This is a genomic window from uncultured Cyclobacterium sp. (genome assembly GCF_963977555.1).
Classification (GTDB): Bacteria; Bacteroidota; Bacteroidia; order Cytophagales; family Cyclobacteriaceae; genus Cyclobacterium.
The window spans coordinates 56,999-82,650 of record NZ_CAXBPD010000015.1 but is presented as its reverse complement, the minus strand read 5'-3'; the positions used below and the strand labels follow the sequence as shown (position 1 = coordinate 82,650).

Sequence of the window (25,652 nt, the reverse complement as noted above, 5' to 3'; positions counted from 1 at the left end):
TTTTATATTTCAATGTTATTCTCATTACAAGTGATAATATCGAAGGAAATTAATAAACCTAAAATAATAGTAGATTTATTTTGAGTTTTGTGGTTATATTCTAAATAATAATTGAAGCTTACAAGGTAATTTATTGCGATCTTTGAATTATACATGTTAATTTGTGTGTTAAAAATCCAGTAAAATGTGTTTTATGAAACAGTCCTACTTAATATTAAGCTTTATTTTTTTATTGACTATACTTCCTAACTTCCTGATATACGCTCATAATGGGGTGCCAGATGATAGGGTAAAGGAGTTTGAGTCAGCATTTGTTCAGAACAATTCCAATCAAAACATTAAACTAGACCCGAATTTCTTTTCAGGTGAAACAACTTTTAGTCAGCGAATGCTATCCTATATTAGTAATCTAAATTATAGCATTGCACCAGCGGTAGATTCATTCGATAATCATCCAGGTATTGAAGAAGGGAATATACCAGTGCCAACAACCATCACCTTCTTGGAATATGTAGTCAATGGGATTGTTGGTCAAGAAACATGTTTAACGGCCACCCTTAAAGATCAATTTGGAGTACCAATGAGTAATGAAGAGGTGATTTTCTATGTCAATGGTTCATATTATGGTACTTTCATTACAGATGAAAATGGTAAGATTGTGTTTTGCCAAACGCCAGATGTTTTGGGGGATTTAATAGTGACTGCTTATGCAGAAGGTGGGGAATCTACCGAGGCTACTATTATTGCAGGCGAAGTATCTGAGGATTTGAAAATCGAAAGCTTTTGGTTGGTGGATGCCAGTACCAACTCCGTAATAAGTGAAATTACAGATGGAGATAAGATTCCATATTCTTCTATTAAAGACAGGACACTCACCATAGTAGTAAGCTCTGACCCAGAAATTGTGGGTAGTGTGAAGATGGAAATGGAGTATTTGACCAGTTGCCCATCTTGTCCTGCTAAAAAGCATACCATAACGGAAAACATTGTCCCTTACGCTTTATATGGTGATGTCAAAGGGCAATATGTAGGCCATGCATTTTCACCAGGTACTTATTCACTAATGGCCACTCCTTATGAAACTAGATTCCATACCGGGAATCCAGGAATGAATTCCATGATTAATTTTGAAGTAGTTTTTGATAGTATCATTGAAACCTTCACTTTGGTCAATGCAACAGACGATACTGATATTCGTGAAATTAAAGATGGCGATATCATTGATTTATCGTCCTTTACAGGTAATAAGTTTAATGTCAGAGCAAATGTCCCCTTAAATCAAGTACAGGGAGGAGTGGGTATGGAGATCAGCGGGCCTGTGAATCATTCACAGTTTGAAAAGGTGAAACCGTATGCCCTTTTAATGGATGATAATGGAGACTATGCAGGAAAAGAATTGCCAGAAGGAAACTATACTTTGACAGGTTCTGCTTTCCCATTCAACTCAAGTGTCAATACTGGTATTGGTGGAGAATCCTTAACCGTGAATTTTGAAGTGGTTCATAAAAGTAAAGTGGATAAGCTCGTGCTTGTGAATGCGGATACCGATCAAGACATCATGACCATTCTGGACGGAGCTTATATTGACCTTAACCAATTGAAAGAAGTCAAGCTTAATATTAGAGCTGAAGGCAAAGGCAATCAGATAGCTGCGATGGCATTTCAGCTTTCGGGTGCGAAAAATTACAATTGGACAGAAAGAAAAGCGCCCTATGCGATCTATGGGGATTTGCCTGGGGACGATTATAATGGAAAACATTTCAGCGAAGGCAAATATAAATTAATGGTTACTCCTTATAATAGTAATAATGTTATGGGAGAGCGATTGACAGTAAATTTTGTTGCTGGTTTTGATATCGGAAATAATTTAAGGGTTAATGTTGAGGCTATTAATCAGCTAGAGAGCCTGTCTTCTGAAAAGCAGGTTAATCTAGAAAGTTTGGAGGAAGAGCTAAAAGTCTATCCACAACCTTCCCAAAATTTTGTGAACATCGTCTACCCATCCATTCTAAGCGATGACGAAACAGTCATGATTTATAAAGGAAACGGTCTTTTGATCCACAGCGCCCAATTAGGCAATACAGCAAACTTTAACTTTAAGAGTTTTGGCGCAGGTCTATATGTAATACAGGTAACTAATAGTGAAAAGGTGTTTTTCAAGAAGGTGTTCATCTATTGACAGCACAAAGTGATTACAGGCATTATTTTCAAGCTCCGGACCTTTGTTCGGAGTTTTTTTTGTGAATTTTAAATTGTAGAATTTTCCAGCGAGGCTTTAAAGCTTTAATGAGACTTAGCATTGTCTTTCAATTACTGTTAGAATTACTTCCTGCTAAGATTGCCAGGATAGGTGGGATTGTGTCACCGCCAAAGTTAGGAGGCATGCCTTGAACTCAAAGAAGGGGAGACGCTTTGCTGTATTAGGGTTTACTATGCATGAGGGTAGATTTCAAAATTAAGCTTTAATACCCTGAAATACCCTACTTTTTTTTATTTAATGCATTTTTTAAGCGATGTAATGCATCGTAATATAGTCACTATAGATTTCAATTGTTTTATACATACTCAAAAAAGTTTTTAGAAATTTTTTGCTCTAAATTGATAATATATAAGTTATATAATACTTATTTATGTCAGTAAATATAAGGTTATTAATTTTCTTGTTTTAAATTTTTATAGATAATAAACCATTATTAAACGTTTATTTATTTTAATAAAAAAAAATTAAAATAATTTGATTTTTTTTTAAGTACTCATTTTTTCGATCACCAACAAAATTTAGAATTTCAAAAGCAAAATTTAATTCATCTATTGAAATTATTCAATTTTCCCATCTCTCTCCCAATATTTCCTACATCACAAAAGTTTGGTTTTAAGAATTTTATACTGTTAATTATTGAAATGAGATTCATATTTAGAATTTCATTTTGATATGTATGAAAATCAAAAAACAAGATTCTTTTTATTGAAATGCCGTTTTGAGATTTTATAAGTCAAAAAAAGTAGGACAAAATCAACAGACACCTGATAAATAAGGTGGGATTTGAAAAACGAAATAATCTAAACTTTAAAATTTAATACCATGAAAGCTTCATTTATCTACATCTTCATTCTGATTTCGTTAGCAATGTCACTTACCCAGGGATATGCTACAAATTTTTATGTATCTCAAGAGTCTGGAAATGATAATCGCTCTTCTTCACAAGCACAAAATGCTAATACTCCTTGGAAATCTATTGATAAAGTTAATTCCTATATTAATTATTTGAAGCCTGGAGATGCTATCTTGTTTAAAAGAGGAGAAGTTTTTTATGGTACTTTACATATTAAAGCATCAGGGTCAACTACCTCTCCTATTAAAATTGGAGCTTACGGTTCGGGGGCCAAGCCAGTTATTACTTCTTTTAAAGGGATAAATGGTTGGAAGTCTATTGGAAATGGTATTTATGAAAGTAGCGCTTCAATTGATACCAAATCCGTTAAGGTACTTTTGATCAATGGTGAAATTCATGAATTGGGAAGATATCCCAACAGTAATGTTGGTAATGAAGGTTATTTAAAAATTGAAAAGGTAATCGATTTCAACCAAATTTCCAGTAGTGAATTGAGTGGTACCCCTAGTTGGAAAGGCGCTGAGGTTGTCATTAAAAAGAATCAGTGGGTAATTGATACCCATCAAATCTCATCACATAGTGGGAGCCGAATTCGTTACAATGGTTCAGCCAGTGCTTATAAAGCTGAAAAAGATTTTGGGTTTTTTATCCAGAACCACATCAAAACACTCGATACTTTTGGAGAATGGTATTTTAATCCTTCCACGAAAAAAATAAACGTCTTCTTCGGTAATAGAAACCCGTCATCCTTAAAAGTAGAAGTTAGTACTTTACAGAACCTTTTGATAAAAGACTACAGAGACGAAAACATTTTCATTGAAAACATTCAGTTTAAAGGAGCTAACAATGATGCAATCGAATTTAAAGGCGGAAAGAATATAAGGGTCAGTGATTCAGAAATCAGTTTTTCTGGTGAAAATGGTATCCTTGCCTTGAGTGTGTTGGACTTAGTAATTGAAAGAAATATCATCACTAATACCTATAATAATAGCTTGTACCTAAGGTATGGCAATGATAACGCAAAAATCAAAGACAATGAGATCAGAAAAACTGCTTTGATCGCAGGAAGAACGCAAAATGAAGATGCCTCAGGGATTGGAATATTTGCTTATGGAGAGAAAGTACTTGTTCAAAACAATGCCGTTATCAACTCTGGTTTCAATGGTATTCAATTTAATGGTAATTATTCAGTAGTTAAAAATAATTATGTAGACACGTTTTGCCAAATTAAAGGTGACGGTGGAGGAATTTATACTTTTGGTGGCGTAAAATACCAAGGCTATAGAGGAAGAAAAATTGAAGGCAATATTGTTGTAAATAGTATAGGCAGTAAAGGAGGAATTCCTGATAAAGGTATCAATTACAGACCTTTGGCCGAAGGTATTTTCCTTGATGACCATTCAAACAATATTGAAATTACTGGCAATACGGTTGCTAATACTGAAAACAATGGCTTGAAAATGTCTAATGTGAACAATATCCTAGTAACAAATAATACTTTTTACAACTCACATACATCTGTTACTTTAGGAAACAATGTTATTGGAGAAGACACAAGGAAAGTGAATATTGAAAACAACCAATTTTTTGTTAAGAGTGCCAATCAAAATTCATTAAATGTCAATTCTCATAAAAATGACATTAAAATAATGGCTGATTTTGATAAAAACTATTTTTTCAGACCACTTGGTGATGAGTTTAGCATTGTTAACGAATATGTGAATAATGGTAAGAAAATAGAAGCTGTAGATAATTTAGAACAATGGACTGCTAAATTCGGTAAAGACAAGAACTCGGTAAGTAATTCAGTTGATATCTCTACCTATACTATCAAAAAGAAAATCGGTTCTAGCTTATATGCTAATTCTTCCTTTGCCAAAAATGTTAGTGGTGTTTCCTGTAGCAAATGCAAGCAGCAATGGGACAGCAACAGCAAAACCAATGGTGGAGCCCTTAAAATTAGCGGTTCAGGAGCTAGTGCAGTGAAAATCAATTTAGGTAAAATGAAGAAAGACAAAACCTACATGTTGAAATTCAATGCTTTGGCAAATAAATCAGGAAACATTCAGACTTATTTAAGGTATACTGGTACTCCTTGGGAGAAATTGTCTGCAATGACTAATTTTGAAGTCAAAACTGATCTTAATGGATTTGAAGTACTTGTTTCTCCATTTGCAGATGTAAATGAGGTATCTCTTTTGATCACCACTACTGAAGCTAACTTCACCTATTGGGTAGATGATTTGGAATTGGTAGAAGTGGAAGCTTCTTTTATTAATCCTGATGAAGAAATTATCTTTGAATTCAATCCAACTAAAAGTAGCAAAACTATTGCTTTATCAGGTGAATACGTAAATGCAAAATTAGAGAAATTTTCAGGAAAGGTTACTATCCCTCCTTATGGTTCAGTAGTGCTCATCCGTGTTTCTAAGGCAACTCAGGTAGAAAAGGTCGAAGAGATTGAAAATACCACAGACAGTAAGGATGGCGCTTTTTATCATTTCGGAAATGAAGGTCCAATTGCTTACAAAGGTCAGGTCTTTGAAAAATTAAGCAGTAAATTCTTCCTGTCTTCAGGATCAAATATTTCAAATTATGAGAAGGGTAGTGATGAAGTCTTGTTCCAGACAGCAAGATTTGACAATAAACTGTTATTCAAGATACCTGTAGAGAACGGAATCTATACTGTTAAGACCTACCACAACGAATTGTATTTTGGTAAAAAAGGAAAGTCTCAAAAAGCTGGACAACGGGTATTTGATATTGCAATAGAAGGAAAAGTAGTCAAAAAGAACCTAGACCTTTTCTTAGAAAATGCAAATCAAGAAACAACCCTTACTTTTAATGAAATAGAAATTAAGGATGGTTTTTTAAACCTTGACCTAATGGCTTCATCTAACAATGCGTTGATCTCTGCGGTTGCCATTATCCCGCAAATTATGGAAGATAAAAAGCCAAGCATTGAATTGTCTATCAAAGAGAATACGTCAGAGGTTACTGAAGGGGACAAAATTACCTTGACTAGTGCAATCACCAACCTGGATAACAATATTGCAAAAGTTGACTTTTATTGTGGGTTGAAATTGGTAGGTTCTTGCTCGGAATTACCTTACCAGGCTGTTATTGCAGAAATACCTGCTGGTGGAAACTATGTTTGGGCTTCTGTTACAGATAAAAAAGGAAATATAAGTACCTCTTCGGAAATAGAATTTACAGCTAAAAAGAAAGCAATTGAAGTTGTCGAAAGCAAGCCTGCTGAAAGTGGATCAAGTGAAGTATTGGGAGCATTTTATTATCATACTGGTTATGAAAAATCGATAGCTTTCAATGGTCAAACTTTCGAAAAACTAAACAATGAATTTTTAGTAACTTCAGGATCTAATGTGTCTGTTAATGACAAAGGTAGTGATGAGGCCTTATTCCAATCCACAAGGTTTGACAATAAACTTTTATTCGAAATACCTCTAGAAGATGGATTATATACTGTAAAAACCTATCACAACGAATTGTATTTTGGCCAAAAAGGAAGATCTGAGAGAGCTGGACAAAGAGTATTTGATATTGCAATAGAGGGAAAAGTAGTCAAAGAAAACCTGGACTTATACTTGGAAAACAAAAATCAGGAAACCATACTTTCTTTCGAAGGAATTGAAGTAAAAGACGGCGTATTAAACCTACAATTGATCGCGAGCGTAAACAATGCCTCGATCTCGGGAATATCCATAATCCAGGAGAGCCAAGAGGCTTCTCAGAAACCTGGTTCTGATCACCTTTTCTTTTTAAATACTGGTGGAAAATCAAATGCAACTTTAAATGGCATCACTTACCTGGCCGAAGCAAATACAAAACAATATTACAACAAAGGCACTGGCCGTTATGATAATACTAAAATAGATGTTGAAGCCTTATTCCAGTCAGAAAGAAGTGGTAAAAACCTAAAATACAGCATCCCTGTTCCCAATGGTTCTTACACAGTCTTTACCATGCACAATGAAGTATGGTTTGGATATGCGGGAGGCACTGCCAAAGCTGGAAAAAGAGTCTATGACATTTCTCTTCAAGGAGAAGTGTTAAAAAGCAAATTTGATCTTTTCGTAGAAAATAAAAATGCACCTACTTTACTGTCTTTCGAAAACGTTGAAGTAACGAATGGTGTTTTAACACTAGAATTAAATGCTTCAGTAAACAATGCAAGTATCTCTGGAATTGCTATCATAGGTAGTGCTGCCAAGGGTGCAAATATAACCGCCAACTTAAGGACAGCACAAAGTGAGTTTCAAGAAGAAATGTACAACAGAGGTTATAAAGAAATGGATGTTTATACAGAAAGTGTAACTGCTGATGAGATCCGTATTTTTCCTAACCCTGCAAAAGGAAGAGCTACTTTGGAACTTAATGCAGAAATGGGTCAAGGTCGGGTTCTTATCCACAATATGAATGGTCAGTTGGTAAGTCACTTTGATTTGAGTGGAATTCAAACTTCAAACAATCAATTCAACATCCCACTTGACAATCTTTCTCAAGGTGTCTACCTCGTAAGTATTAGCAACGAGCAAACGATCATCAATAAGCAAAGACTTATCGTTAATCCTTAATTTAAGGATTTATGTGAAAAGGTTCTCTGAAAATTATTCAGAGAGCCTTTTCTGGTTTATAGCAAACTGAAACAATTTAATGCTGCTAAGGATATGGTTTATAAATATTAAAGGATGTTTGAAATCGACCTTTAATCAAATTAAATTCGCTTTTCTACTTCACATATTTTAAGTTTGTTAATTATGAAGATCTACAGAACTAAGAAAGGTATTGTTATAGAGACAAATAATCAATTTTATACCCAACCCAATGAAAATTGGGACAGGTTTATAAATGACGATAACTTGTTCCGTAAGCTTGAAGAGATTGTTCAGTCTTCAAAGGTATCAGAAGAAGCCCACCATTGGATCAATGAAGATCTATTACCTCCTGTAGGAAACCAGGAAGTATGGGCGAGTGGAGTAACTTATTTCAAGAGCAAATTAGGTAGACAAGAAGAATCTAAGGACAGTGGAGGTGGCACTTTTTATGAAAAGGTTTACAATGCCGCCCGTCCAGAATTATTTATGAAATCTACCGGTGCTCGGGTAATGGGGCATTTGCAAAAAGTTAGAATCAGAAAGGACTCAACTTGGGATGTTCCTGAACCTGAACTTACCCTGTTGGCAAGTACTTCAGGAAAAATATTAGGCTATACCATAGGGAATGACATGAGTTCTAGAAGTATAGAAGGTGAAAACCCTTTGTACCTTCCCCAAGCCAAGGTATACAATGGAAGCACAGCTTTGGGGCCCTGTATATACATTACTGACAAGCCATTGCCGAAGAGTACTGAGATAAAACTAGAGGTAATCAGAGACAGTAACTTAATTTTTAGTGATGCCGTAACCATTGATCAGATCAAAAGAGATTTTACAGAGTTGATCACCTACTTATATTCAGAATATAGCTTTCCAGAAGGTTCTTTTTTGATGACAGGTACGGGTATTGTACCAGGCAGTGATTTTACCTTAGCATCTAAAGATGTGGTTAAGATTCAGATTAGCGGGATTGGTACTTTAATAAACGCTGTAGAATAAAAAACTAATGATGCTAACGGTTAATTTGAAGGAGTGCAGCTAACGCTTTGCTAGTGGGCATGTTAATCCTAGCGTCAAACTATTTAGATTTTCAAATCAAAATATTAACTCAATTCTAGGCCTTCAATTCAATTATTTTACCTAATTTTGAATCCCATAAGAATATAAACAAAATTTCATATAACCGTTCTTATGGCTGCGTCCACAAAACATATCTTTATTACCGGAGGAGTTACCTCCTCACTTGGAAAAGGAATTATAGCTGCATCACTTGCTAAGCTTCTTCAATCAAGGGGTATCTCGGTTACCATCCAGAAATTTGACCCTTACCTAAACATTGATCCAGGAACATTGAACCCTTACGAACATGGGGAATGCTATGTAACCGAAGATGGTGCTGAAACAGATCTTGATTTAGGGCATTACGAAAGGTTTCTAAATACTGCAACTTCTCAAGGTAACAATGTTACTACCGGCAGGATTTATAACAATGTTATTACCAAAGAGAGAAAGGGAGAATATCTTGGTAAGACAGTTCAAGTAATTCCTCACATTACTGATGAGATCAAAAACAATTTTTATAAATTAGGAAGTGAGGGCAAGTATGATGTAATTATTACTGAGATTGGCGGATGCGTTGGAGACATTGAATCTTTACCGTTCGTAGAGGCAGTAAGACAAGTTAGGTGGGATTTAGGTCCTAACAATTTTTTGGTTATTCACTTAACATTAATTCCATTCCTTTCGGCCGCGAAAGAATTAAAGACAAAGCCCACCCAACATTCTGTAAAGCAATTGTTAGAAGCAGGTGTTCAGCCAGATATTTTGGTTTGCAGAACGGAACATCATTTGCCTGTAGATGTTAAAAAGAAAATTGCTCAGTTTTGCAACGTTCAATTGAATTGTGTGATTGAAGCAATGGATGCTGATTCTATTTATGATGTTCCTTTGTTGATGAAAAAGGAGCGTTTGGACGAACGGGTGATGACCAAGTTGAAAATCACTTCCAAAACAAACACAGAGCTTGAGCATTGGAAAGAGTTTTTGGGCAAGCTGAAGAATCCAACAATGGAAGTAGACATAGCCTTGATAGGGAAATATGTTTCTCTTCCTGATGCTTACAAATCCATTATCGAATCTTTCATACATGCTGGCACATCATTAGAATGCAAGGTAAACCTTCACTTGGTCTCCTCAGAAGAATTAAATGAAGGGAATATCGATAAAAAGCTTGAATTTATAGATGGTGTTCTAGTTGCTCCAGGCTTTGGCGTAAGAGGATTGGAAGGTAAACTAATCGCTACCAAGTATGCCCGAGAGAATTTAATTCCCTTCTTTGGCATTTGCCTGGGAATGCAAGTAGCTGTCATTGAGTTTGCAAGAAACGTCCTGGGTTTAGAAGGGGCCTCTTCTACTGAAATAGATCCTGATTGTAAAGACCCCGTAATTTTTCTTATGGAAGAACAAAAAGGGGTAAAACAAATGGGAGGGACCATGCGACTTGGAGCTTATCCTTGTGAATTGAAAAAAGGATCTAGAGCATTTACTGCTTATGGAAAATCTAAAATCTCAGAAAGACATCGACACAGGTATGAGTTTAACAATAAGTACCTTCAGGTTTTTGAGGAAAATGGAATGATTGCTACTGGGAAAAACCCTGAAAAAGGATTGGTGGAGATTATTGAGTTGAAGGAGCACCCTTGGTTCATTGGTTCACAATTTCACCCTGAATACAAAAGTACTGTTTTGAATCCTCACCCTTTATTTGTGAGGTTTATCAAAGCGGTAAGTGAGAATAAAAGAAATAAATCGTAAATAATTATTTAGTGACAGGTAAAAACCTGTATTAAACAACCGATTGAATTATGGATAAAAATCAAGCGACAGGACTAATTCTTTTCGCGGCGGTAATTTTGGTGTATTCCCTCTTTTTTGCGAGTGATCCACAACCAATTATCGAACCTCAAACAACCACTGAAAGTACACAAGTACGTTCTAATTCGGTTGGTACAGATCAGGGAATTGGGCAAGTTGATAATGCAACTTCTGATAGTCTGAGTAGTGTAGCTGAAAAGCAAAAATATGGCGATTTTTCTAACCTTGTAAGGGGACAAGAAAAAACTACTGTATTAGAAAATGAAAACATGATAATAACCTTATCCAATAAGGGTGGGGAAATTCAAAATGTAGAAATCAAAGGTTTTAAAACTTTCGATCAGCAGCCATTAATACTGTTTGATAGCAAAGGTGGAAAGTTAGACTATAAAATTAATTCCAAGCAAGGAGAATTAAGCTTAAATGATCTATTCTTTGTAGCCAATGAATCCAGTGAACTCATTGATGGGGAACAGGTAAGTACTGTAACTTTCACGGCAAATGCTGGATCAGGAAGCATCGTAAGGAAATACCAACTGCTACCTACAGGTTACCAGGTTTCTCACCAAATTGAAGGAAACGGATTAGACGGATTGATCAGCGACGATAAGTTGACGATCAACTGGACCAGTGAGCTTAAGCGACTGGAAGAAGATATGGGTGAATCCAGAAGAAAAACCTATATGAATTTCTACACTTCGGATGAATCCTATGATTATTTGTCAACAGGTGAAGATGATGATGCCGAACAAATAGGAGAGCCCTTAAAATGGGTTGCCTTCAAGCAACGCTTTTTCACCACTGGAATTATTGCAAAAGATCAATTTAATAGCGGCAACTTGGCACAGGAGACTCCGTTGGATTCTTCTTATGTGAAGAACATGTCTGCCACTTTAATGCTTCCAATAACAGGTGAAGTAAGTTATTATTTTGGGCCTAATAATTACAAGATACTCAAAAATGTAACACCGGAGTTCGACAAAAATGTGGACATGGGCTATGTTTTTGTTAGCTGGGTGAATAAATACATCATCGTTAACTTATTCCATTGGCTCGAAAATTTCTTTGATAACTATGGGGTAATAATAATTCTGATTGTTTTCATAATCAAATTGTTCCTTTTGCCATTGACTTACAAGTCATACATTGGTATGGCAAAGATGAGGGTGATCAAGCCGGAGATAGATGAGTTGAAGGAAAAGTATGGTGAAGACCAAACCAAGATGCAACAAGAGCAGATGAAACTTTTTAGTCAGCTTGGGGTTAGTCCTATTTCAGGATGTTTGCCTATGGTGCTTCAAATGCCATTTTTACTGGCCATGTTCTTTTTCTTCCCGAATTCAATTGAGTTGAGGCAGGAATCATTTTTATGGGCACATGATTTGTCCACTTATGATTCTATAGCGAATCTCCCTTTTACCATACCCTTTTATGGCTCTCATGTAAGTTTGTTTACTCTACTGATGACGGTTTCGCAGATTGCCTATACGCATTTCAATAATCAGTTGACAACTGCTCAAGGCCCCATGAAAAACATTGGGTACGTGATGCCTGTAGTATTTATGTTTGTATTAAATTCATTCCCAGCAGCTTTAAGTTTTTATTATTTTGTATCCAATATGGTGACATTCGGTCAGCAATATTTGATCAAGCAATTTGTGGATGATGATAAGATCAGAGCGAAGGTGGAAGAAAGCAAACTTAAAAATGCCAATAAGAAAAAATCTAAGTTTCAAATGAAGATCGAACAAGCCATGAAGGCCTCTGAAAGTAACAAAAGTGAGACCAAGAAAAGAAAAGGCAAAGACAAATAAATTATCAAATCAACGATAATAAAAAGGTATGGAAATTTCCATACCTTTTTTTATGCCCAATTAACTCAAGGTTTCAGACTCGTGAAATTGAACAATGGATTTTGTTAACACGATTGGCTTTTTGAAAAGGATTTTTGCTTTACCTAAGCCCATGTAGCGCCTAAAATGAATAATTCTATGCCATTAGCATAAAAGCTAAAAAGCCAGTTGGTTTAAATTAGCGAAACAATTAGTTTTGATTAAAAAGGTTGATTATTAAGGACTTGTTTTTTAAACTGGTGGAACGGGCAAGCTTGCTGGCCATAGTTCGGATTAAAATGATATATTTGTAATCGCATGAAAAATCGGAATTCAAAATAATCTATGATTGAACAGAAGTATTTTGGTCATTCGACTTTCTTGGTGCAAATTGAAAGCATCTCTTTTATTTCACCCAATTCACTTGCTTCTGACATAGAGTTTGATATTATATCCACTCAATGTGTAAATCAATTTTGGTCGAAAGGGCCATGCTTTGATTTTGGAAAGATTGTAAATCATGATAAGGCTATCTGGGTTTCGAGTTTTGGAGCTTTTACGAGGTTTTCTAAATGGTATTAAGAACGTTTTGGAATAAAACATGAGGATAAGAGGGCTTTGATTTTATAGTGTCGAATTAGTAAGAGTACTATTTAATAGCGCACTTTCAGACGCTTCTTTTGGTGAGAATTCATAGTAAAAACGCTGTAACGTTTAATCAGGGGATTTTAATTTGATACGTTAAAATGTCTGAAGTTATGACATGAAATTAATTGGAGATTCATTTGACATGGATTTTGCAATTTTACCAATTGAGGATAACTTTACCATAAGTAATACAGATGCACTTAGTGCTGCCGATTTAGTAGGGATGGATGAAATTAAAGGTATGCACCATGATACATTTGCACCAATTGAAATTAATAAATAATGCCGCAAATAATTGAGGAAGAGGAAAGGGGGAAAGATTTGATTTTGCTAAACATAGGGGAAAGTATTTCGCTTTAAAAAACAATGGGAAAAGTAATCGCAATAGCCAACCAAAAAGGAGGAGTAGGGAAAACCACTACAGCCATGAACCTAGCAGCCAGCTTAGCTGTATTGGAATACAAAACTTTGGTGATCGACGCAGATCCCCAAGCCAATACCACATCTGGCTTGGGCTTTGATCCTAAGGAGATAGAAATTAGCATTTACGAGTGTATGGTAAATGAAAATGATATCAATGAAATCATTATTTCTACTGAAATCGATCATTTGGATTTGGTTCCTTCACACATAGACCTGGTAGGTGCTGAAGTCGAAATGGTGAATCTTGAAAATAGAGAGGAAAAGATGAGGGGAGTTATTCAAGAGATCAGAGATCGCTATGACTTCATTATCATAGATTGCTCTCCGTCTCTAGGTTTGATAACCATTAACGCGCTTACCGCAGCCAATTCAGTGGTGATTCCTGTGCAATGTGAATACTTTGCATTGGAAGGATTGGGCAAGTTATTAAACACCATTAAGATTATCCAAACAAGATTGAATCAAGAACTTGAGATTGAAGGCATACTTTTAACCATGTATGACGTTAGATTAAGACTATCCAATCAAGTTGTAGAAGAAGTGCGTATGCATTTTAAAGACATGACTTTTGACACGATCATTCCTAGAAACGTGAAATTGAGCGAGTCTCCTAGCTTTGGTATGCCAGTTGTTGCTTTTGATGCAACAGGTAAAGGAGCTGTGGCTTACTTGAATTTAGCCAGCGAAATAGCAGCTAAAAATGGATTGGTTAAAGAAAATTGAATATAAAAGAACAATGACTGTTAATAAAACAAATAGTAAAAAGCGAGGCGCTTTGGGAAAAGGTTTAGGGGCCTTATTAAAGGATTCTCCTCAAAAAGAAAAGAATTCAGACCATTCAGAAGAAAAACACCCAGTTGCTGGTATTTTTGAGGTCTCTTTAACAGATATTCAAGTAAATCCATATCAACCAAGAACGCATTTTGATAAAACTGCCTTAGAAGAACTGGCGGATTCTATTAGAGTTCAAGGGATTATTCAGCCAATTACAGTCAGGAGACTGGCTGAAAATGAATACCAACTTATCTCTGGTGAAAGGAGATTTCAAGCATCAAAAATTGCTGGTTTAGAAAAGGTTCCTGCTTATGTTCGAACTGCCAACGATCAGCAGATGCTGGAAATGGCTTTGATCGAAAACATTCAAAGAGAAAACCTCAATGCATTAGAAATAGCGCATTCCTATCAAAGGCTCTTAGCAGAGTGTGAGCTTAAGCAAGAACAACTTGGCGATAGGGTAGGGAAGAACCGAACTACAGTAAACAATTACCTTCGCTTATTGAAATTACCACCAGATATTCAAGCTGGTATCAGGGATCAAAAAATAAGTATGGGGCATGCCAGGGCTTTGATCAATATTGAAGACGTAGACAAGCAACTCGCCATTTTCAAAAAAACCGTAGAAGAGGAGTTAAGTGTAAGGAAAGTAGAAGCACTTGTGAAAGAGCTTAACGAAGGTGCTCAAAAGAAGGAAGCCAAAGAAACAGAAAGCTTGGATCCTGTAAAGAAATATGAGATCAATAAGCTTCAGCAAAAACTAGCTTCGCATTTTGGTACCAAAGTTTCTTTAAAATCAGATAAAAAGGATAAAGGAGAAATTAAAATCCCCTTTCACTCTACCAGTGACCTTAACAGGATTCTTGAAATTCTCGAATTGATCTAAGTGAAATGTCTGAATTTATTTATGGCAGACAAATTTAATATCCATGCAAAACTTATGCCTGCTGTTTTAGTGCTTTTATGTCTATTAATGACACATTCAGCTATTGCCCAAGAACAAGAAAGTAATGACTCTTTAACCGATTCCTTGGGTAATGAAGCCCCCTCAAATGTTAAAGATCCTAAAAAAGCCCTTTATTTATCTCTAATGTTCCCTGGAGCAGGTCAGGTATATAATGAAAAAGTCTGGAAATTACCTTTACTTTACAGTGGTGTTTCAGCTGCGGTGTATTTTTTGAATTTTAACAATAGGAGATACAAAGAATTTATCTTGGCACTTGATATAGTACGAGAAGGCACTGAAGCAAGCCCCTTTCCTAACTTGAATGAAGACGGCATTATAAGAAATGTCAATTATTGGAGGAGAAATAGGGATGCCATGTATATGGTTTTTGGGGTCATTTATGCATTGGGTGCTGTGGATGCTTTTGTAGACGCCCACCTTTCAGGGTTTGATGTCAGCGATGACCTTACCTTTAAACTTGAACCTAGTATGGAGCCTTTACTAGCCAATAATAATGCAATAGGGCTATCATTAAAAATTAAATTTTAATATGAATATTCTGATATTAGGATATGGAAAAATGGGAAAAATCATTTCCCAGGTGGCGGAAGATAGAGGCCATCAAATAGTGGCCAAAATAAATATAGAAAATGTAGCCGATCTAGACCATTTGGACACAAGTAAGATAGATGTAGCCATAGAATTTAGTCAGCCTGGCTCCGCTGTAGGAAACATCACCTGGTGCATGCAACATGGAGTGCCTGTAGTAGTAGGTACCACAGGATGGATGGATGATAAAGATGGGGTGACTAACCTGTGCAAACAAAAAGACGGCTCACTATTTTATACTTCTAATTTTAGTATTGGGGTAAATATATTTTTTAAAGTCAATGCTTTTCTATCCAAACTAATGAATGATCAGGAAGCCTATAAAGCTACTCTTGAAGAAATACACCACACAGAGAAAAAAGATGCTCCTAGTGGTACCGCTATTACCCTTGCTGAGGGATTGATTAAGAATAACCAAAGATACTCCAACTGGGAGTTGCAAGATGGTGATACCCCTCAAAAGGAGGGTGCCCTACCAATTACTTCTAAAAGAATAGACCCTGCTCCAGGGACACATATTGTGTCCTATAAGTCTGAAATTGATGATATAACGATTAACCACACTGCTCACAATAGAAAAGGGTTTGCCTTGGGAGCTGTTTTGGTTGCCGAATGGCTGCCTGGTAAAAAGGGTGTGTTATCAATGGATGATTTTTTGGACTTTTAACTAGATAAAAATGAATCAAGAAAAAAACAAAAAATCAGCCTCAAGAGAGTGGATAGATGCACTGCTTTTTGCAGTCATTGCAGCAAGTTTGATTAGGTGGATATTATTGGAGCCATTTACTATTCCTACTGCTTCTATGGAAAAATCCCTTTTGGTAGGCGATTTTCTTTTTGTAAGTAAAATGCATTACGGTACAAGAGTACCTAAAACCATTCTTCAGGTTCCATTAACCCATCAGAAAATTTGGGGTACAGAACTCAAATCCTATTCTGAAGCAATCCAACTGCCTTATTACAGATTGCCTGGCTTTACCTCTATTAAAAGAAACGATGTAGTGGTATTTAATTTCCCAGAAGAATTTCAGTATCCCGTTGATTTAAAAACCAACTATATAAAGCGGGCAATTGCCGTCGCTGGAGATGTTTTGGAAATAAAAGAGGCACAGGTGTATGTGAATGGCAAGGCCGCAGAGAATCCTGAGGAAATGCAGTATTCTTATGATGTCATTGTTAATAGACCCTTGAATGCAGAATTCTTTGATCGCTATGGCATAAATCCAGATAGCTATTATTCTTTTTCGGATAACTCAGGTTACTTTGTATTTGCAACAGACCAAATGATCAAAGAATTGGAGAAATCTCCAGCCATTTCGTCTATTCAAAAGCGAATTAGCAAACCTGGCCAAGGCGATTCTAATATTTTCCCTGACGGGGCTTTCTATAAATGGAACAAGGATAATTTCGGTCCACTCGAAGTGCCTGCAGAAGGTCAAACGATCACACTCGATGAGGACAATGTTAGACGCTACTCTTTTACAATTGAAAAATTTGAAGGGCATGATAATGTAATAGTGAAGGAAAACAAGTTGTTTATTGATGGGGTGGAACAGGAAACCTATACCTTCAAGCAAAATTATTACTTCATGATGGGTGACAATAGACACGATTCATTGGATTCAAGATTTTGGGGGTTTGTACCTGAAGATCATGTCGTAGGCAAAGCTTGGTTCCTCTGGTTGTCCCTAGAAAAGCACAAATCAATGTTTAATAAAATTAGATGGAATAGATTTTTTAAATCCATTGATTAATTCCTTACATCATTATCTATTACATTACTTTTAAAGTTAATTGGTAATAAAGTATTGGTCTTTTTGACTGATAGGAAAAACATTAAACCCTATGCTAAATTTAGCATGGGGTTTAATGTTTTTAGGAAATGCCTACCGATTTCAATAAGACCTAGTTGAATCACCAACGATGCCAAAATAAAAAAAGCCCGGACTGAAGATGCCTAAGTGAACTTTCAATAAGAAAATACTGCCTACCGATTCCCACTATTTAATATTTTATCTTTACCATTTTATGGGAACCATTCCATGTGCTTCTAAATAGGCATTGGTTTGGCTAAAATGTTTGCATCCTAAAAAGCCTCTATAGGAAGAAAGGGGACTTGGATGGGAAGTTTGCAATTTTAAGTTATTGTCTGCCTCTATTTCTTCGGCCTTTTTTTGTGCATAAGCTCCCCAAAGTAGAAAAACAATATTCGATTTATGGGAAGCTAATTTTTTTATTACAGCGCTAGTGAATCTTTCCCAACCCTTTTTCTGATGACTTCCTGCTTTATTTGCCTCTACTGTTAGTGTAGCATTTAGCAGTAAAACTCCTTGTTCTGCCCATCTTTCTAGATTGCCATGCGATGGAAATGGTAGGTTTAAGTCACTTTTTAATTCCTTAAAAATATTCAGTAAGGAAGGTGGAAATGGCACGCCTTCTTTCACTGAAAAGGCCAGTCCATGGGCTTGGTTAGGGCCATGGTAAGGGTCTTGACCCAAAATAACCACTTTCACTTTGTCTACGGGGCATAAATCAAAAGCCTTAAATATAGTATCCCCTTTGGGGTAAATGGTTTTTGACGCATATTCTGATTTTACAAAATTTACCAGAGAATCAAAATAGGGCTTCGAAAACTCATCACCCAGCAATTGTTTCCAACTATTTTCTAATTTGACGTTCATTAATAAGTTTTCTATTGGTATATTTGAGACAATAATTCAAATTTCGGATAAGTTTTGAATTAAAAAAACAAAATGGCAACTGCTACTACAGAAGGTATAAAAATTAGTGTTGAGGCGAACTATCAAAAAGAATTTTCAAATCCTAATTTACATCATTTCGTCTTTACTTATAAAGTTACCATAGAAAACCGAAACCCCTTTACCATTCAACTGTTAAGAAGGAAGTGGGAAATTCATGATGCCGCAGAATCACTGAAGTTAGTGGAAGGCGAGGGAGTTGTAGGGCAACAGCCTGTATTGGAATCAGGAAGTGCTCATACTTATTTATCAGGTTGTACCATTAGGTCTGGAATGGGCAAAATGAAGGGGGAATTTTATGTCGAAAAGCTAATTGATGGAAAATTATTGACTGTAACCATTCCGGAATTCCAACTAATCGCCAATATTTTCAACAACTGATAAATCCGCAATGCTTTTCCATTCCTGGGAATACTTTCTTTACTTTTTACTCAAAGAAGACCAGCACAGTATACACTCACCATTTTTTTTCAAGCTTTACCAAAATCTAAAAGTCTTTTTAAGAGACAATAGAAGAGGCAACCCAGAAATTGAACAACAAAGAAATACCTTCTTAGCTTCTCAAGAACATATAAAAAGAATTGATTTTGGGGCAGGTTCTCGCTGGGGCAATGGCCAAACGCAGCAAGTGGGTTCCATAGCGAAAAAAGCGACCACTCCAGTTAAATTTTCACTATTGTATCAATTCCTCTGCATGTCTACGCCTGCACATACCGTTATGGATTTGGGTACTTCTCTGGGGATAAATACATCCTATCTCGCATCAGTAACAAATGGGTATTTATATTCTTTCGAAGGGGATCCCACCTTAGGACTTTTTGCAAAGAGTCATTTAAATCGCTTCGAGCAGGTAAAGATTATTACAGGAAACCTTGATGAAACTTTAGGTTTTATACTCCAAAACATTGAACATGTAGACTTTGTATTGATAGACGCCAACCATAGGTATCTACCCACAATGGACTATTTCAAGAAAATAGCACCAAAACTTCACGAAAATAGTATCGTGGTAATCGCTGACATCCATTGGTCTAAGGAAATGAGTAGGGCCTGGAATGAAATCAAAGACATGCCGTCGGTTAGTAGCAGCATAGATTTTTTTGAATGCGGCGTGTTGTTTTTTAACGCTCAGGGGGTCAATAATGATTATATACTTTCAATCTAGCTTAGTCAGGTGGATTTTAAGCGGGCTATTTAGGCAGATAATACTTCTCAAGATTGTTAGATGCATTGGTATTTATTAAATTTGTTGTTATCAGAAAATTTTATTTGATAAATGATATTAAATCTGGTCTGATAATTGTAATGATTATCGGGTTGATGTTGGCACTTAAATAAATGTCCAAACCAAAAGAAATATACAATAGTAAAGTGTCTATAGTGGTATGAGTCAAGGGGAAAAGATTGATAAGAATAGTATTAATGTTGATAAGGGAAAAAATATTCTAATTATCGTTTTGGTGATTTTAGTATTTCTTAGCGGGTGGAGACTTTTAAATGATCACCGTGAGAAATCCAGAAAGAGTGAGGAAATCTTTCTTTTATCTGAAGAAAACAGCCATCTAAATACTAGAATTGACTCGATGACTTTAGAGTTAGAAGTACGAATCAAGGAAATACAAAGGCTTGGTGGTGATGTAGACGCCTTGGTAAAGTTAAAGGACCAATTGATCAGGGAAAGGAAGCAAGACAAGAATAGGTCTGCCAAAGATATTGCCAAGTTAAATACTCAAATAGATAGCTATTTAACTTTAATGGAAGAGAAGGATGCTGATATTCTTCGTTTGAAAGCCCAAAACGTCCAGTTATTTTCTGAAAATAAAGAATTAAAAACAACTAAATCGGAAATAGAGGAGGAGGTAGTCAAACTTAATATTAAAACGGGTGATTTAGAAAAGAAAGTTAACCTTGCCTCCCGATTGAAAGCCGAAAATATAGTTGTAGCTGCTGTTAACTCTCGAGGGAGAGAACGAGAGGCTGAGTTTAGAAACAGGCAGCTATCAAGGTTGAAAGTTTCATTCAACATAGCAGACAATAAAGTTGCCGAAGCGGGAATGAGGGATGTTTTTGTGCAAGTGCTGTCCCCCAACGAACAAGTTATTTTCGATATAGCCAAGGGTTCAGGAACTTTTGAATTAAAAGGCAAAGAATATTTTTATACTTCTAAACAGGATTTTGTTTTTAACAATACCCAACAACAACTGACCTACTTTTATGAAAAAGGATCGGACTATGAGAAGGGGATTTATTCAGTTAAGATTTTTTCTGATGGTGCTGAAATAGGGAGAAGCACATTCGAAATAAAATAAACTAGTATTTTTTTGATTATTGGCCCATTTCTCTTAATTTTGCAGACTGTTTTAAAATATTAAACAAAAATTAAAAAGAATGTTCCAAAAAAGTTATGAAACGGTATTCATCCTTACTCCCGTTTTGTCTGAAGTTCAGATGAAGGATACCGTTGACAAGTATGTAGGCTTGTTAAAAGAATTGGGAGCAGACGTAGTGAATGTTGAGAATTGGGGCCTAAAAAAATTGGCTTATCCAATCCAAAAGAAAACTACTGGGTTTTATGTAATGGTTGAATACAAAGTTGATCCGACTGCGATTAAGAAGTATGAGATCAATTTCAGAAGAGATGAAACCGTATTAAGATTTCTTACCACTGTTATGGACAAGCATTCCTTGATCTACGCGGATAGAAGGAGAAAAGGTGAATTCAATAAAAAAACAGAAGCTAAGGAGGAGCCAGCAAAATGACGTTAAAAAACGAACCAATCAACAGAGAGCAGAACAGGAAAAAATACTGTAGATTTAAAAAGCTAGGCATCAAGTATATAGATTACAAAGATCCTGTGTTTTTGCTTAAGTTTGTAAACGAACAAGGTAAGATTCTTCCTAGAAGATTGACAGGTAACTCTGCAAAATTTCAGAGAAAGGTTGCTCAGGCTATTAAAAAAGCCAGACATTTGGCATTATTGCCTTACGTAGCAGATGGCTTGAAATAGACTATCTATAATCCTTCACCTAAAAAAATTATTACAATAATGGAAGTTATCTTAAAAACGGATATAAAAGGACTTGGATATAAAAATGACTTGGTAGCTGTGAAACCTGGTTATGGACGTAATTATCTGATCCCTCAGGGCTTCGCTTTACTTGCTACCTCTTCTAACAAGAAGGTTTTGCAGGAAAATATCAAGCAAGCAGCCCATAAAGCAGAAAAAATCAAAACTGAAGCGGAAGCTGTAGCTTTGAAATTGGAAAGCATCACATTACAGATTAAAGCTAAGATTGGCGATTCCGGAAAGATTTTCGGGAAAGTTACTACCTTGCAATTGTCTGATGCATTGGCTGAGAAAAACATTGACATTGATCGTAAAAAGATCTCTATTAATCAGCCAGTATCTACTTCAGGAGAATATGAAGCAGAAATTGATTTGCATAGAGAAGTGAAAACTAACGTTAAGTTCGTTGTTGTCGCTGAATAGTAATCAATACTGTATTTGAATAAAAAAAGCCAGGTTTATCCTGGCTTTTTTAGTTTACAATTGCCTTTTCCAGATCAGTGATCAATTTTTTAGATACCGAACGGCTGCTCTTTTCTTTGGCTTCCTTCAATAAGTCCAAAGCAAGCTTAGATTTCATTTTCAAACCTTCAGGATTGTTATCAAACCGATAACTTCCCAAGCACCATTCCAGTTCCGCGGTCAAACCTTCACTGATTTTTAATTTGCTTAACTTCGCAATAGTGTTTTCTACTGATTTTTCTAATAAAGCTGATTCCATTTTTGATTTGGTTAATGGTAAAAGTGATTTGTGTAACAATATTATTAATTATTATTAAATATTGAAATTTTGACAATAAAAAATTTACATATCGTATTAATTAACCTAATCATTTATGAATACAGTAAATTTGAACTTTGGGGTTATTTAAGCTCCAAATCCCTTATATTTTCATTAATTTGTTCTTTTATTTTAGCCCTAGAAATAGGGGGTTGCAAAAAAATGTTTTAGAAAATGAAAAGTTTTAGAACTACTTTCCGCTTTAAGGAATGTGTTAAAGGAATAAACCATTCCTCTCAGGTGATGACGATAGGGTCTTGCTTTTCAGAAGTGGTGGGAGAAAGGTTAAGTCTAAGCAAATTTGATGTGCTGGTAAATCCTTTCGGTACGACTTTCAACCCAGATTCTATATTTAATCTTCTTACTAATTCACTTCTATCAAAGCCTGTAAATCCAGATTTGTACTTGAATAGGCATGACAACTATTTTCATTACCAACTACATTCTTCATTTAATGCGGGATCTGTAGACGAACTTGCCGATAGAATAGAAAAAAGCCAGTTGCAGGTAAAAAATAAACTTGAAAATGCTTCTCATTTGGTGATTACGCTAGGAACTGCCTTTGTTCATCGATTGATAGAGAGTAATAGTATAGTAACAAACTGTCACAAACAGCCCCAGCAATACTTCTCCAAAAGTATTCTTGGTCTCAATGAAATGATTGAAACTTTCAATGCATTTTATCAAAATCTATTGAAAGTTAATCCTGAAATTCAGGTGGTTTTGACAGTCAGTCCTGTGAGGCATATCAAAGATGGAATACCTGAAAATCAGCTAAGTAAAAGCTTGCTAAAAGTGTTGTGCCACGGGTTGGTTTCAATTTATCCAGAAATCTATTATTTCCCAGCTTATGAAATCATGATGGACGACCTGAGGGATTACCGCTTTTATAAGGAGGATATGATTCACCCCAGTTCAATGGCAGAAGATTATATTTGGAATGAATTTCAAAATGCTTTTTTCAATGAGGAAACCAAGGAATTAATTCAACACATCGATCAAATTCAAAAGAATCTCAGCCATAGACCATTTAATCCCCAATCAGAGGCCCATCATCAGTTTCTTTTTAAACTTCGGGAACTAATAGCGCTGATGCCAGCCAACTTGGATTTCTCCATAGAAAATCAAGTCATTAATGATCAATTGAGATCGTCTGTAACAGATGAACCTAACCTAAAATGAAAGCCAATAAACTGATCAAAAGCAAAAGTCTGTATTTGCAACAGCATGCGCACAATCCGGTACAGTGGTATCCCTGGTCAGAAGAAGCTTTACAAAAAGCCAAAGTTGAGCACAAGCCCATATTGGTAAGCATTGGTTATTCTGCCTGTCATTGGTGTCATGTAATGGAGAAGGAGAGCTTCGAAGACATGGAGGTTGCTAATCTGATGAACAGCCATTTTGTATGTATAAAAATTGATCGAGAAGAGAGACCTGATTTGGACAATATATACATGGAGGCTGTGCAGGTAATGGGGTTGCAGGGAGGATGGCCCTTAAATGTTTTTCTGATGCCTGATCAGAAGCCTTTTTATGGAGGTACCTATTTTTCAAAAAATCAATGGATGAAAGTGTTGTCTGGCGTTGCCCAGGCCTTTTCGAAGCAATATGAGGAGTTGCTTAAAAGTGCCGAAGGTTTTGGAAGAAGTATTGACAGGTCCATTATTGAGAAATACGGGTTAAAGAGAGAAATCTCTGAATTTACTGCAGAAAGGGTAAGAGGAATGGCCGAGCATTTATTAAAAGGAATCGATATGGAATGGGGTGGCATGAAAAGAGTTCCTAAATTCCCAATGCCTGTAATTTGGAACTACTTATTGGACATGGCTATTTTGGATGTTCAAAAGGAGATAGGTGAACAGGTTTGTTATACATTGAAGAAAATTGGAATGGGTGGTATATATGATCACCTGAGAGGAGGATTTTGCCGCTACAGTGTAGATGGAGAATGGTTTGCCCCTCATTTTGAAAAAATGCTTTACGATAACGGCCAATTGCTATGTCTTTACAGCAAGGCCTTTCAGTACAGCCAGGATCCTTTCTTTAAAGAAAAGGTAAGAGAAACAGTAGGCTGGTTACTAAGTGAAATGCGGAGTAATGAATTGGGCTTTTATTCAGCCCTAGATGCAGATAGCGAAGGGGTAGAAGGAAAGTATTATACTTGGACTTACGAGGAATTAGATGAATTATTAGGAGAAGATTTGGCTTGGTTTAGCCAGTTATATGGCCTTAAACCAGAAGGGAATTGGGAATCGGGTAGGAATATTCTTTTTCAAACCATGCCTTATAAAGAAGTTGCCGAAAACCATGGGTTTACTATTGCTGTTTTTGAAATCAAATTAAAGGAAGCAAAAGAAAGGCTTCTGGAAAATAGGTCTAGAAGAATAAGCCCTGGATTGGATGATAAAATCATAAGTGGATGGAATGGTTGGGTAATAGTGGGGCTCTCTCAGGCTTACTTAGCCATTGGTGAAGGAGAATTTCGAAAGGCAGCCTTGGAGACTGGGGAATTTATTTGGTGTCAAATGGTAATTGACAATGTCTTGTATCGCAACTTTAAAGAGAATGTGGCTTACACGCCAGCCTTTTTAGAAGATTATGGGGCTGTAATTCAATCCTTTATTTCCCTCTATAAAATTACATTTGATCCCCTTTGGCTCAAAAGGGCAGATTTATTGACACAAAGAGTAATGGATAAATTTTTTGATGAAACAGATGGTTTGTTCTATTTCAATGATCCCAATACTGAAAAACTGATAGCCGATAAAAAAGAAATCTTTGACAATGTTATTCCAGCCTCTAATTCAGTGATGGCTAGGAATCTTCATCAGTTAGGGCTATATCTATACAATGATGCCTACCTTTCGCAAGCAGAAAGCATGCTGCAACTGGTCAGTGAAATGTTGGTGAAAGAACCGGATTTTCTAGCCAACTGGGCAAACTTTTATTTGGAAAAAACAGTTCCTACAGCTGAAGTAGCGATAAAAGGAAAGGAGGCAAAAAATGTTGGATTATCACTTCAGGCTAATTATTACCCCAATATGGTGACAGCTGCTGAAGATGATCTCAGTAGCGAACTTCCAATACTAGCAGGTAAGTCAGGGGAGATGGCCACTTTGTACGTATGCTTTAATAAATCGTGCAAGCGGCCTGTGGAATCAATAGACGAAGCCGTCAAACAGCTTCCATTTTTGCCCAAAACTAGATAA

21 protein-coding genes are annotated in these 25,652 nt (G+C 36.1%); 19 read left to right on the top strand and 2 right to left on the bottom strand.

What is annotated here, in order from left to right:
* The first annotated feature begins 193 nt into the window (after positions 1-193).
* From AAC073_RS17685 to lepB, 11 genes are all read left to right on the top strand, one after another.
* A complete protein-coding gene (locus AAC073_RS17685) occupies positions 194-2,179 on the top strand; it encodes a T9SS type A sorting domain-containing protein (RefSeq protein ID WP_339925129.1) in 1,986 nt (661 codons plus the stop codon).
* 903 nt (positions 2,180-3,082) lie between these two features.
* Positions 3,083-7,708, top strand: coding sequence for a malectin domain-containing carbohydrate-binding protein (locus AAC073_RS17680; protein WP_339925128.1), 4,626 nt, complete (start codon positions 3,083-3,085; stop codon positions 7,706-7,708).
* A gap of 183 nt (positions 7,709-7,891) precedes the next feature.
* Complete coding sequence (locus tag AAC073_RS17675) at positions 7,892-8,728, top strand: fumarylacetoacetate hydrolase family protein (protein WP_339925127.1); 837 nt, start codon at positions 7,892-7,894, stop codon at positions 8,726-8,728.
* A 192-nt stretch (positions 8,729-8,920) separates the two neighbouring features.
* Positions 8,921-10,543 carry a CTP synthase gene (locus AAC073_RS17670; protein ID WP_339925126.1) on the top strand — a complete coding sequence of 541 codons (1,623 nt, stop codon included), beginning with the start codon at positions 8,921-8,923 and terminating at the stop codon, positions 10,541-10,543.
* Positions 10,544-10,593: 50 nt separating this feature from the next.
* Positions 10,594-12,417 (top strand): membrane protein insertase YidC, encoded by a 1,824-nt coding sequence (yidC, locus tag AAC073_RS17665; RefSeq protein WP_339925125.1) that lies wholly within the window; start codon positions 10,594-10,596, stop codon positions 12,415-12,417.
* Positions 12,418-13,198: 781 nt separating this feature from the next.
* On the top strand, positions 13,199-13,366 hold the full coding sequence (locus AAC073_RS17660; protein WP_339925124.1) for a hypothetical protein: 168 nt from the start codon (positions 13,199-13,201) through the stop codon (positions 13,364-13,366).
* An 83-nt stretch (positions 13,367-13,449) separates the two neighbouring features.
* The gene (locus tag AAC073_RS17655) at positions 13,450-14,229 is read left to right on the top strand and encodes an AAA family ATPase (RefSeq protein ID WP_339925123.1); all 780 of its coding nucleotides are present in this window, start codon (positions 13,450-13,452) and stop codon (positions 14,227-14,229) included.
* A gap of 13 nt (positions 14,230-14,242) precedes the next feature.
* Positions 14,243-15,166: a ParB/RepB/Spo0J family partition protein gene (locus AAC073_RS17650; protein ID WP_339925195.1), complete on the top strand. Its 924-nt coding sequence runs from the start codon at positions 14,243-14,245 to the stop codon at positions 15,164-15,166.
* A gap of 21 nt (positions 15,167-15,187) precedes the next feature.
* On the top strand, positions 15,188-15,775 hold the full coding sequence (locus tag AAC073_RS17645; RefSeq protein WP_339925122.1) for a DUF5683 domain-containing protein: 588 nt from the start codon (positions 15,188-15,190) through the stop codon (positions 15,773-15,775).
* A 1-nt stretch (position 15,776) separates the two neighbouring features.
* On the top strand, positions 15,777-16,502 hold the full coding sequence (gene dapB / locus AAC073_RS17640; RefSeq protein WP_339925121.1) for a 4-hydroxy-tetrahydrodipicolinate reductase: 726 nt from the start codon (positions 15,777-15,779) through the stop codon (positions 16,500-16,502).
* Positions 16,503-16,512: 10 nt separating this feature from the next.
* Entirely contained in the window at positions 16,513-17,589 is a 1,077-nt protein-coding gene (gene lepB / locus AAC073_RS17635) for a signal peptidase I (protein WP_339925120.1), read from the top strand.
* 264 nt (positions 17,590-17,853) lie between these two features.
* Here the strand turns inward: lepB and ung are convergent, their stop codons facing one another.
* Positions 17,854-18,516 carry a uracil-DNA glycosylase gene (gene ung / locus AAC073_RS17630; RefSeq protein ID WP_339925119.1) on the bottom strand — a complete coding sequence of 221 codons (663 nt, stop codon included), beginning with the start codon at positions 18,514-18,516 and terminating at the stop codon, positions 17,854-17,856.
* A gap of 72 nt (positions 18,517-18,588) precedes the next feature.
* On the opposite strand from ung, the gene apaG reads away from it, so the two are divergent.
* The 6 genes from apaG to rplI all read left to right on the top strand — a co-directional run bounded on the left by apaG (position 18,589) and on the right by rplI (position 22,085).
* Positions 18,589-18,975 (top strand): Co2+/Mg2+ efflux protein ApaG, encoded by a 387-nt coding sequence (apaG, locus tag AAC073_RS17625; protein ID WP_339925118.1) that lies wholly within the window; start codon positions 18,589-18,591, stop codon positions 18,973-18,975.
* Positions 18,976-18,985: 10 nt separating this feature from the next.
* The gene (locus AAC073_RS17620; RefSeq protein WP_339925117.1) at positions 18,986-19,759 is read left to right on the top strand and encodes a class I SAM-dependent methyltransferase; all 774 of its coding nucleotides are present in this window, start codon (positions 18,986-18,988) and stop codon (positions 19,757-19,759) included.
* Positions 19,760-19,979: 220 nt separating this feature from the next.
* Positions 19,980-20,903 carry a hypothetical protein gene (locus AAC073_RS17615; RefSeq protein WP_339925116.1) on the top strand — a complete coding sequence of 308 codons (924 nt, stop codon included), beginning with the start codon at positions 19,980-19,982 and terminating at the stop codon, positions 20,901-20,903.
* Between the two features lie 79 nt (positions 20,904-20,982).
* Complete coding sequence (gene rpsF / locus AAC073_RS17610; protein ID WP_020892095.1) at positions 20,983-21,354, top strand: 30S ribosomal protein S6; 372 nt, start codon at positions 20,983-20,985, stop codon at positions 21,352-21,354.
* Complete coding sequence (gene rpsR, locus AAC073_RS17605; RefSeq protein WP_020892096.1) at positions 21,351-21,602, top strand: 30S ribosomal protein S18; 252 nt, start codon at positions 21,351-21,353, stop codon at positions 21,600-21,602. The genes rpsF and rpsR overlap by 4 nt, the downstream gene beginning before the upstream one ends.
* A 39-nt stretch (positions 21,603-21,641) precedes the next feature.
* Positions 21,642-22,085, top strand: a complete 444-nt coding sequence (rplI, locus tag AAC073_RS17600) for a 50S ribosomal protein L9 (protein WP_339925115.1) — start codon at positions 21,642-21,644, stop codon at positions 22,083-22,085.
* A gap of 49 nt (positions 22,086-22,134) precedes the next feature.
* On the opposite strand, the gene AAC073_RS17595 is transcribed toward rplI, so the two are convergent.
* Positions 22,135-22,383, bottom strand: a complete 249-nt coding sequence (locus AAC073_RS17595; protein ID WP_020892098.1) for a hypothetical protein — start codon at positions 22,381-22,383, stop codon at positions 22,135-22,137.
* Between the two features lie 234 nt (positions 22,384-22,617).
* Here AAC073_RS17595 and AAC073_RS17590 point away from each other — a divergent pair, with 234 nt between their 5' ends.
* Together AAC073_RS17590 and AAC073_RS17585 are read left to right on the top strand one after the other, a co-directional pair.
* Positions 22,618-23,625, top strand: a complete 1,008-nt coding sequence (locus tag AAC073_RS17590; RefSeq protein ID WP_339925114.1) for a GSCFA domain-containing protein — start codon at positions 22,618-22,620, stop codon at positions 23,623-23,625.
* Positions 23,622-25,652, top strand: coding sequence for a thioredoxin domain-containing protein (locus AAC073_RS17585; RefSeq protein ID WP_339925113.1), 2,031 nt, complete (start codon positions 23,622-23,624; stop codon positions 25,650-25,652). Before AAC073_RS17590 ends, AAC073_RS17585 begins: the two co-directional genes overlap by 4 nt.

Bases quoted from the DNA above. Each gene is read 5' to 3' on its own strand.
- AAC073_RS17650 (WP_339925195.1), top strand. From the start codon at position 14,243: ATGACTGTTAATAAAACAAATAGTAAAAAGCGAGGCGCTTTGGGAAAA.
- dapB (WP_339925121.1), top strand. From the start codon at position 15,777: ATGAATATTCTGATATTAGGATATGGAAAAATGGGAAAAATCATTTCC.
- lepB (WP_339925120.1), top strand. From the start codon at position 16,513: ATGAATCAAGAAAAAAACAAAAAATCAGCCTCAAGAGAGTGGATAGAT.
- AAC073_RS17620 (WP_339925117.1), top strand. From the start codon at position 18,986: ATGCTTTTCCATTCCTGGGAATACTTTCTTTACTTTTTACTCAAAGAA.
- AAC073_RS17590 (WP_339925114.1), top strand. From the start codon at position 22,618: ATGAAAAGTTTTAGAACTACTTTCCGCTTTAAGGAATGTGTTAAAGGA.
- AAC073_RS17660 (WP_339925124.1), top strand. From the start codon at position 13,199: ATGAAATTAATTGGAGATTCATTTGACATGGATTTTGCAATTTTACCA.
- AAC073_RS17670 (WP_339925126.1), top strand. From the start codon at position 8,921: ATGGCTGCGTCCACAAAACATATCTTTATTACCGGAGGAGTTACCTCC.
- AAC073_RS17595 (WP_020892098.1), bottom strand. From the start codon at position 22,383: ATGGAATCAGCTTTATTAGAAAAATCAGTAGAAAACACTATTGCGAAG.
- AAC073_RS17685 (WP_339925129.1), top strand. From the start codon at position 194: ATGAAACAGTCCTACTTAATATTAAGCTTTATTTTTTTATTGACTATA.
- ung (WP_339925119.1), bottom strand. From the start codon at position 18,516: ATGAACGTCAAATTAGAAAATAGTTGGAAACAATTGCTGGGTGATGAG.
- AAC073_RS17675 (WP_339925127.1), top strand. From the start codon at position 7,892: ATGAAGATCTACAGAACTAAGAAAGGTATTGTTATAGAGACAAATAAT.
- AAC073_RS17645 (WP_339925122.1), top strand. From the start codon at position 15,188: ATGGCAGACAAATTTAATATCCATGCAAAACTTATGCCTGCTGTTTTA.
- AAC073_RS17655 (WP_339925123.1), top strand. From the start codon at position 13,450: ATGGGAAAAGTAATCGCAATAGCCAACCAAAAAGGAGGAGTAGGGAAA.
- yidC (WP_339925125.1), top strand. From the start codon at position 10,594: ATGGATAAAAATCAAGCGACAGGACTAATTCTTTTCGCGGCGGTAATT.
- AAC073_RS17680 (WP_339925128.1), top strand. From the start codon at position 3,083: ATGAAAGCTTCATTTATCTACATCTTCATTCTGATTTCGTTAGCAATG.
- rplI (WP_339925115.1), top strand. From the start codon at position 21,642: ATGGAAGTTATCTTAAAAACGGATATAAAAGGACTTGGATATAAAAAT.
- AAC073_RS17615 (WP_339925116.1), top strand. From the start codon at position 19,980: ATGAGTCAAGGGGAAAAGATTGATAAGAATAGTATTAATGTTGATAAG.
- rpsR (WP_020892096.1), top strand. From the start codon at position 21,351: ATGACGTTAAAAAACGAACCAATCAACAGAGAGCAGAACAGGAAAAAA.
- rpsF (WP_020892095.1), top strand. From the start codon at position 20,983: ATGTTCCAAAAAAGTTATGAAACGGTATTCATCCTTACTCCCGTTTTG.
- apaG (WP_339925118.1), top strand. From the start codon at position 18,589: ATGGCAACTGCTACTACAGAAGGTATAAAAATTAGTGTTGAGGCGAAC.
- AAC073_RS17585 (WP_339925113.1), top strand. From the start codon at position 23,622: ATGAAAGCCAATAAACTGATCAAAAGCAAAAGTCTGTATTTGCAACAG.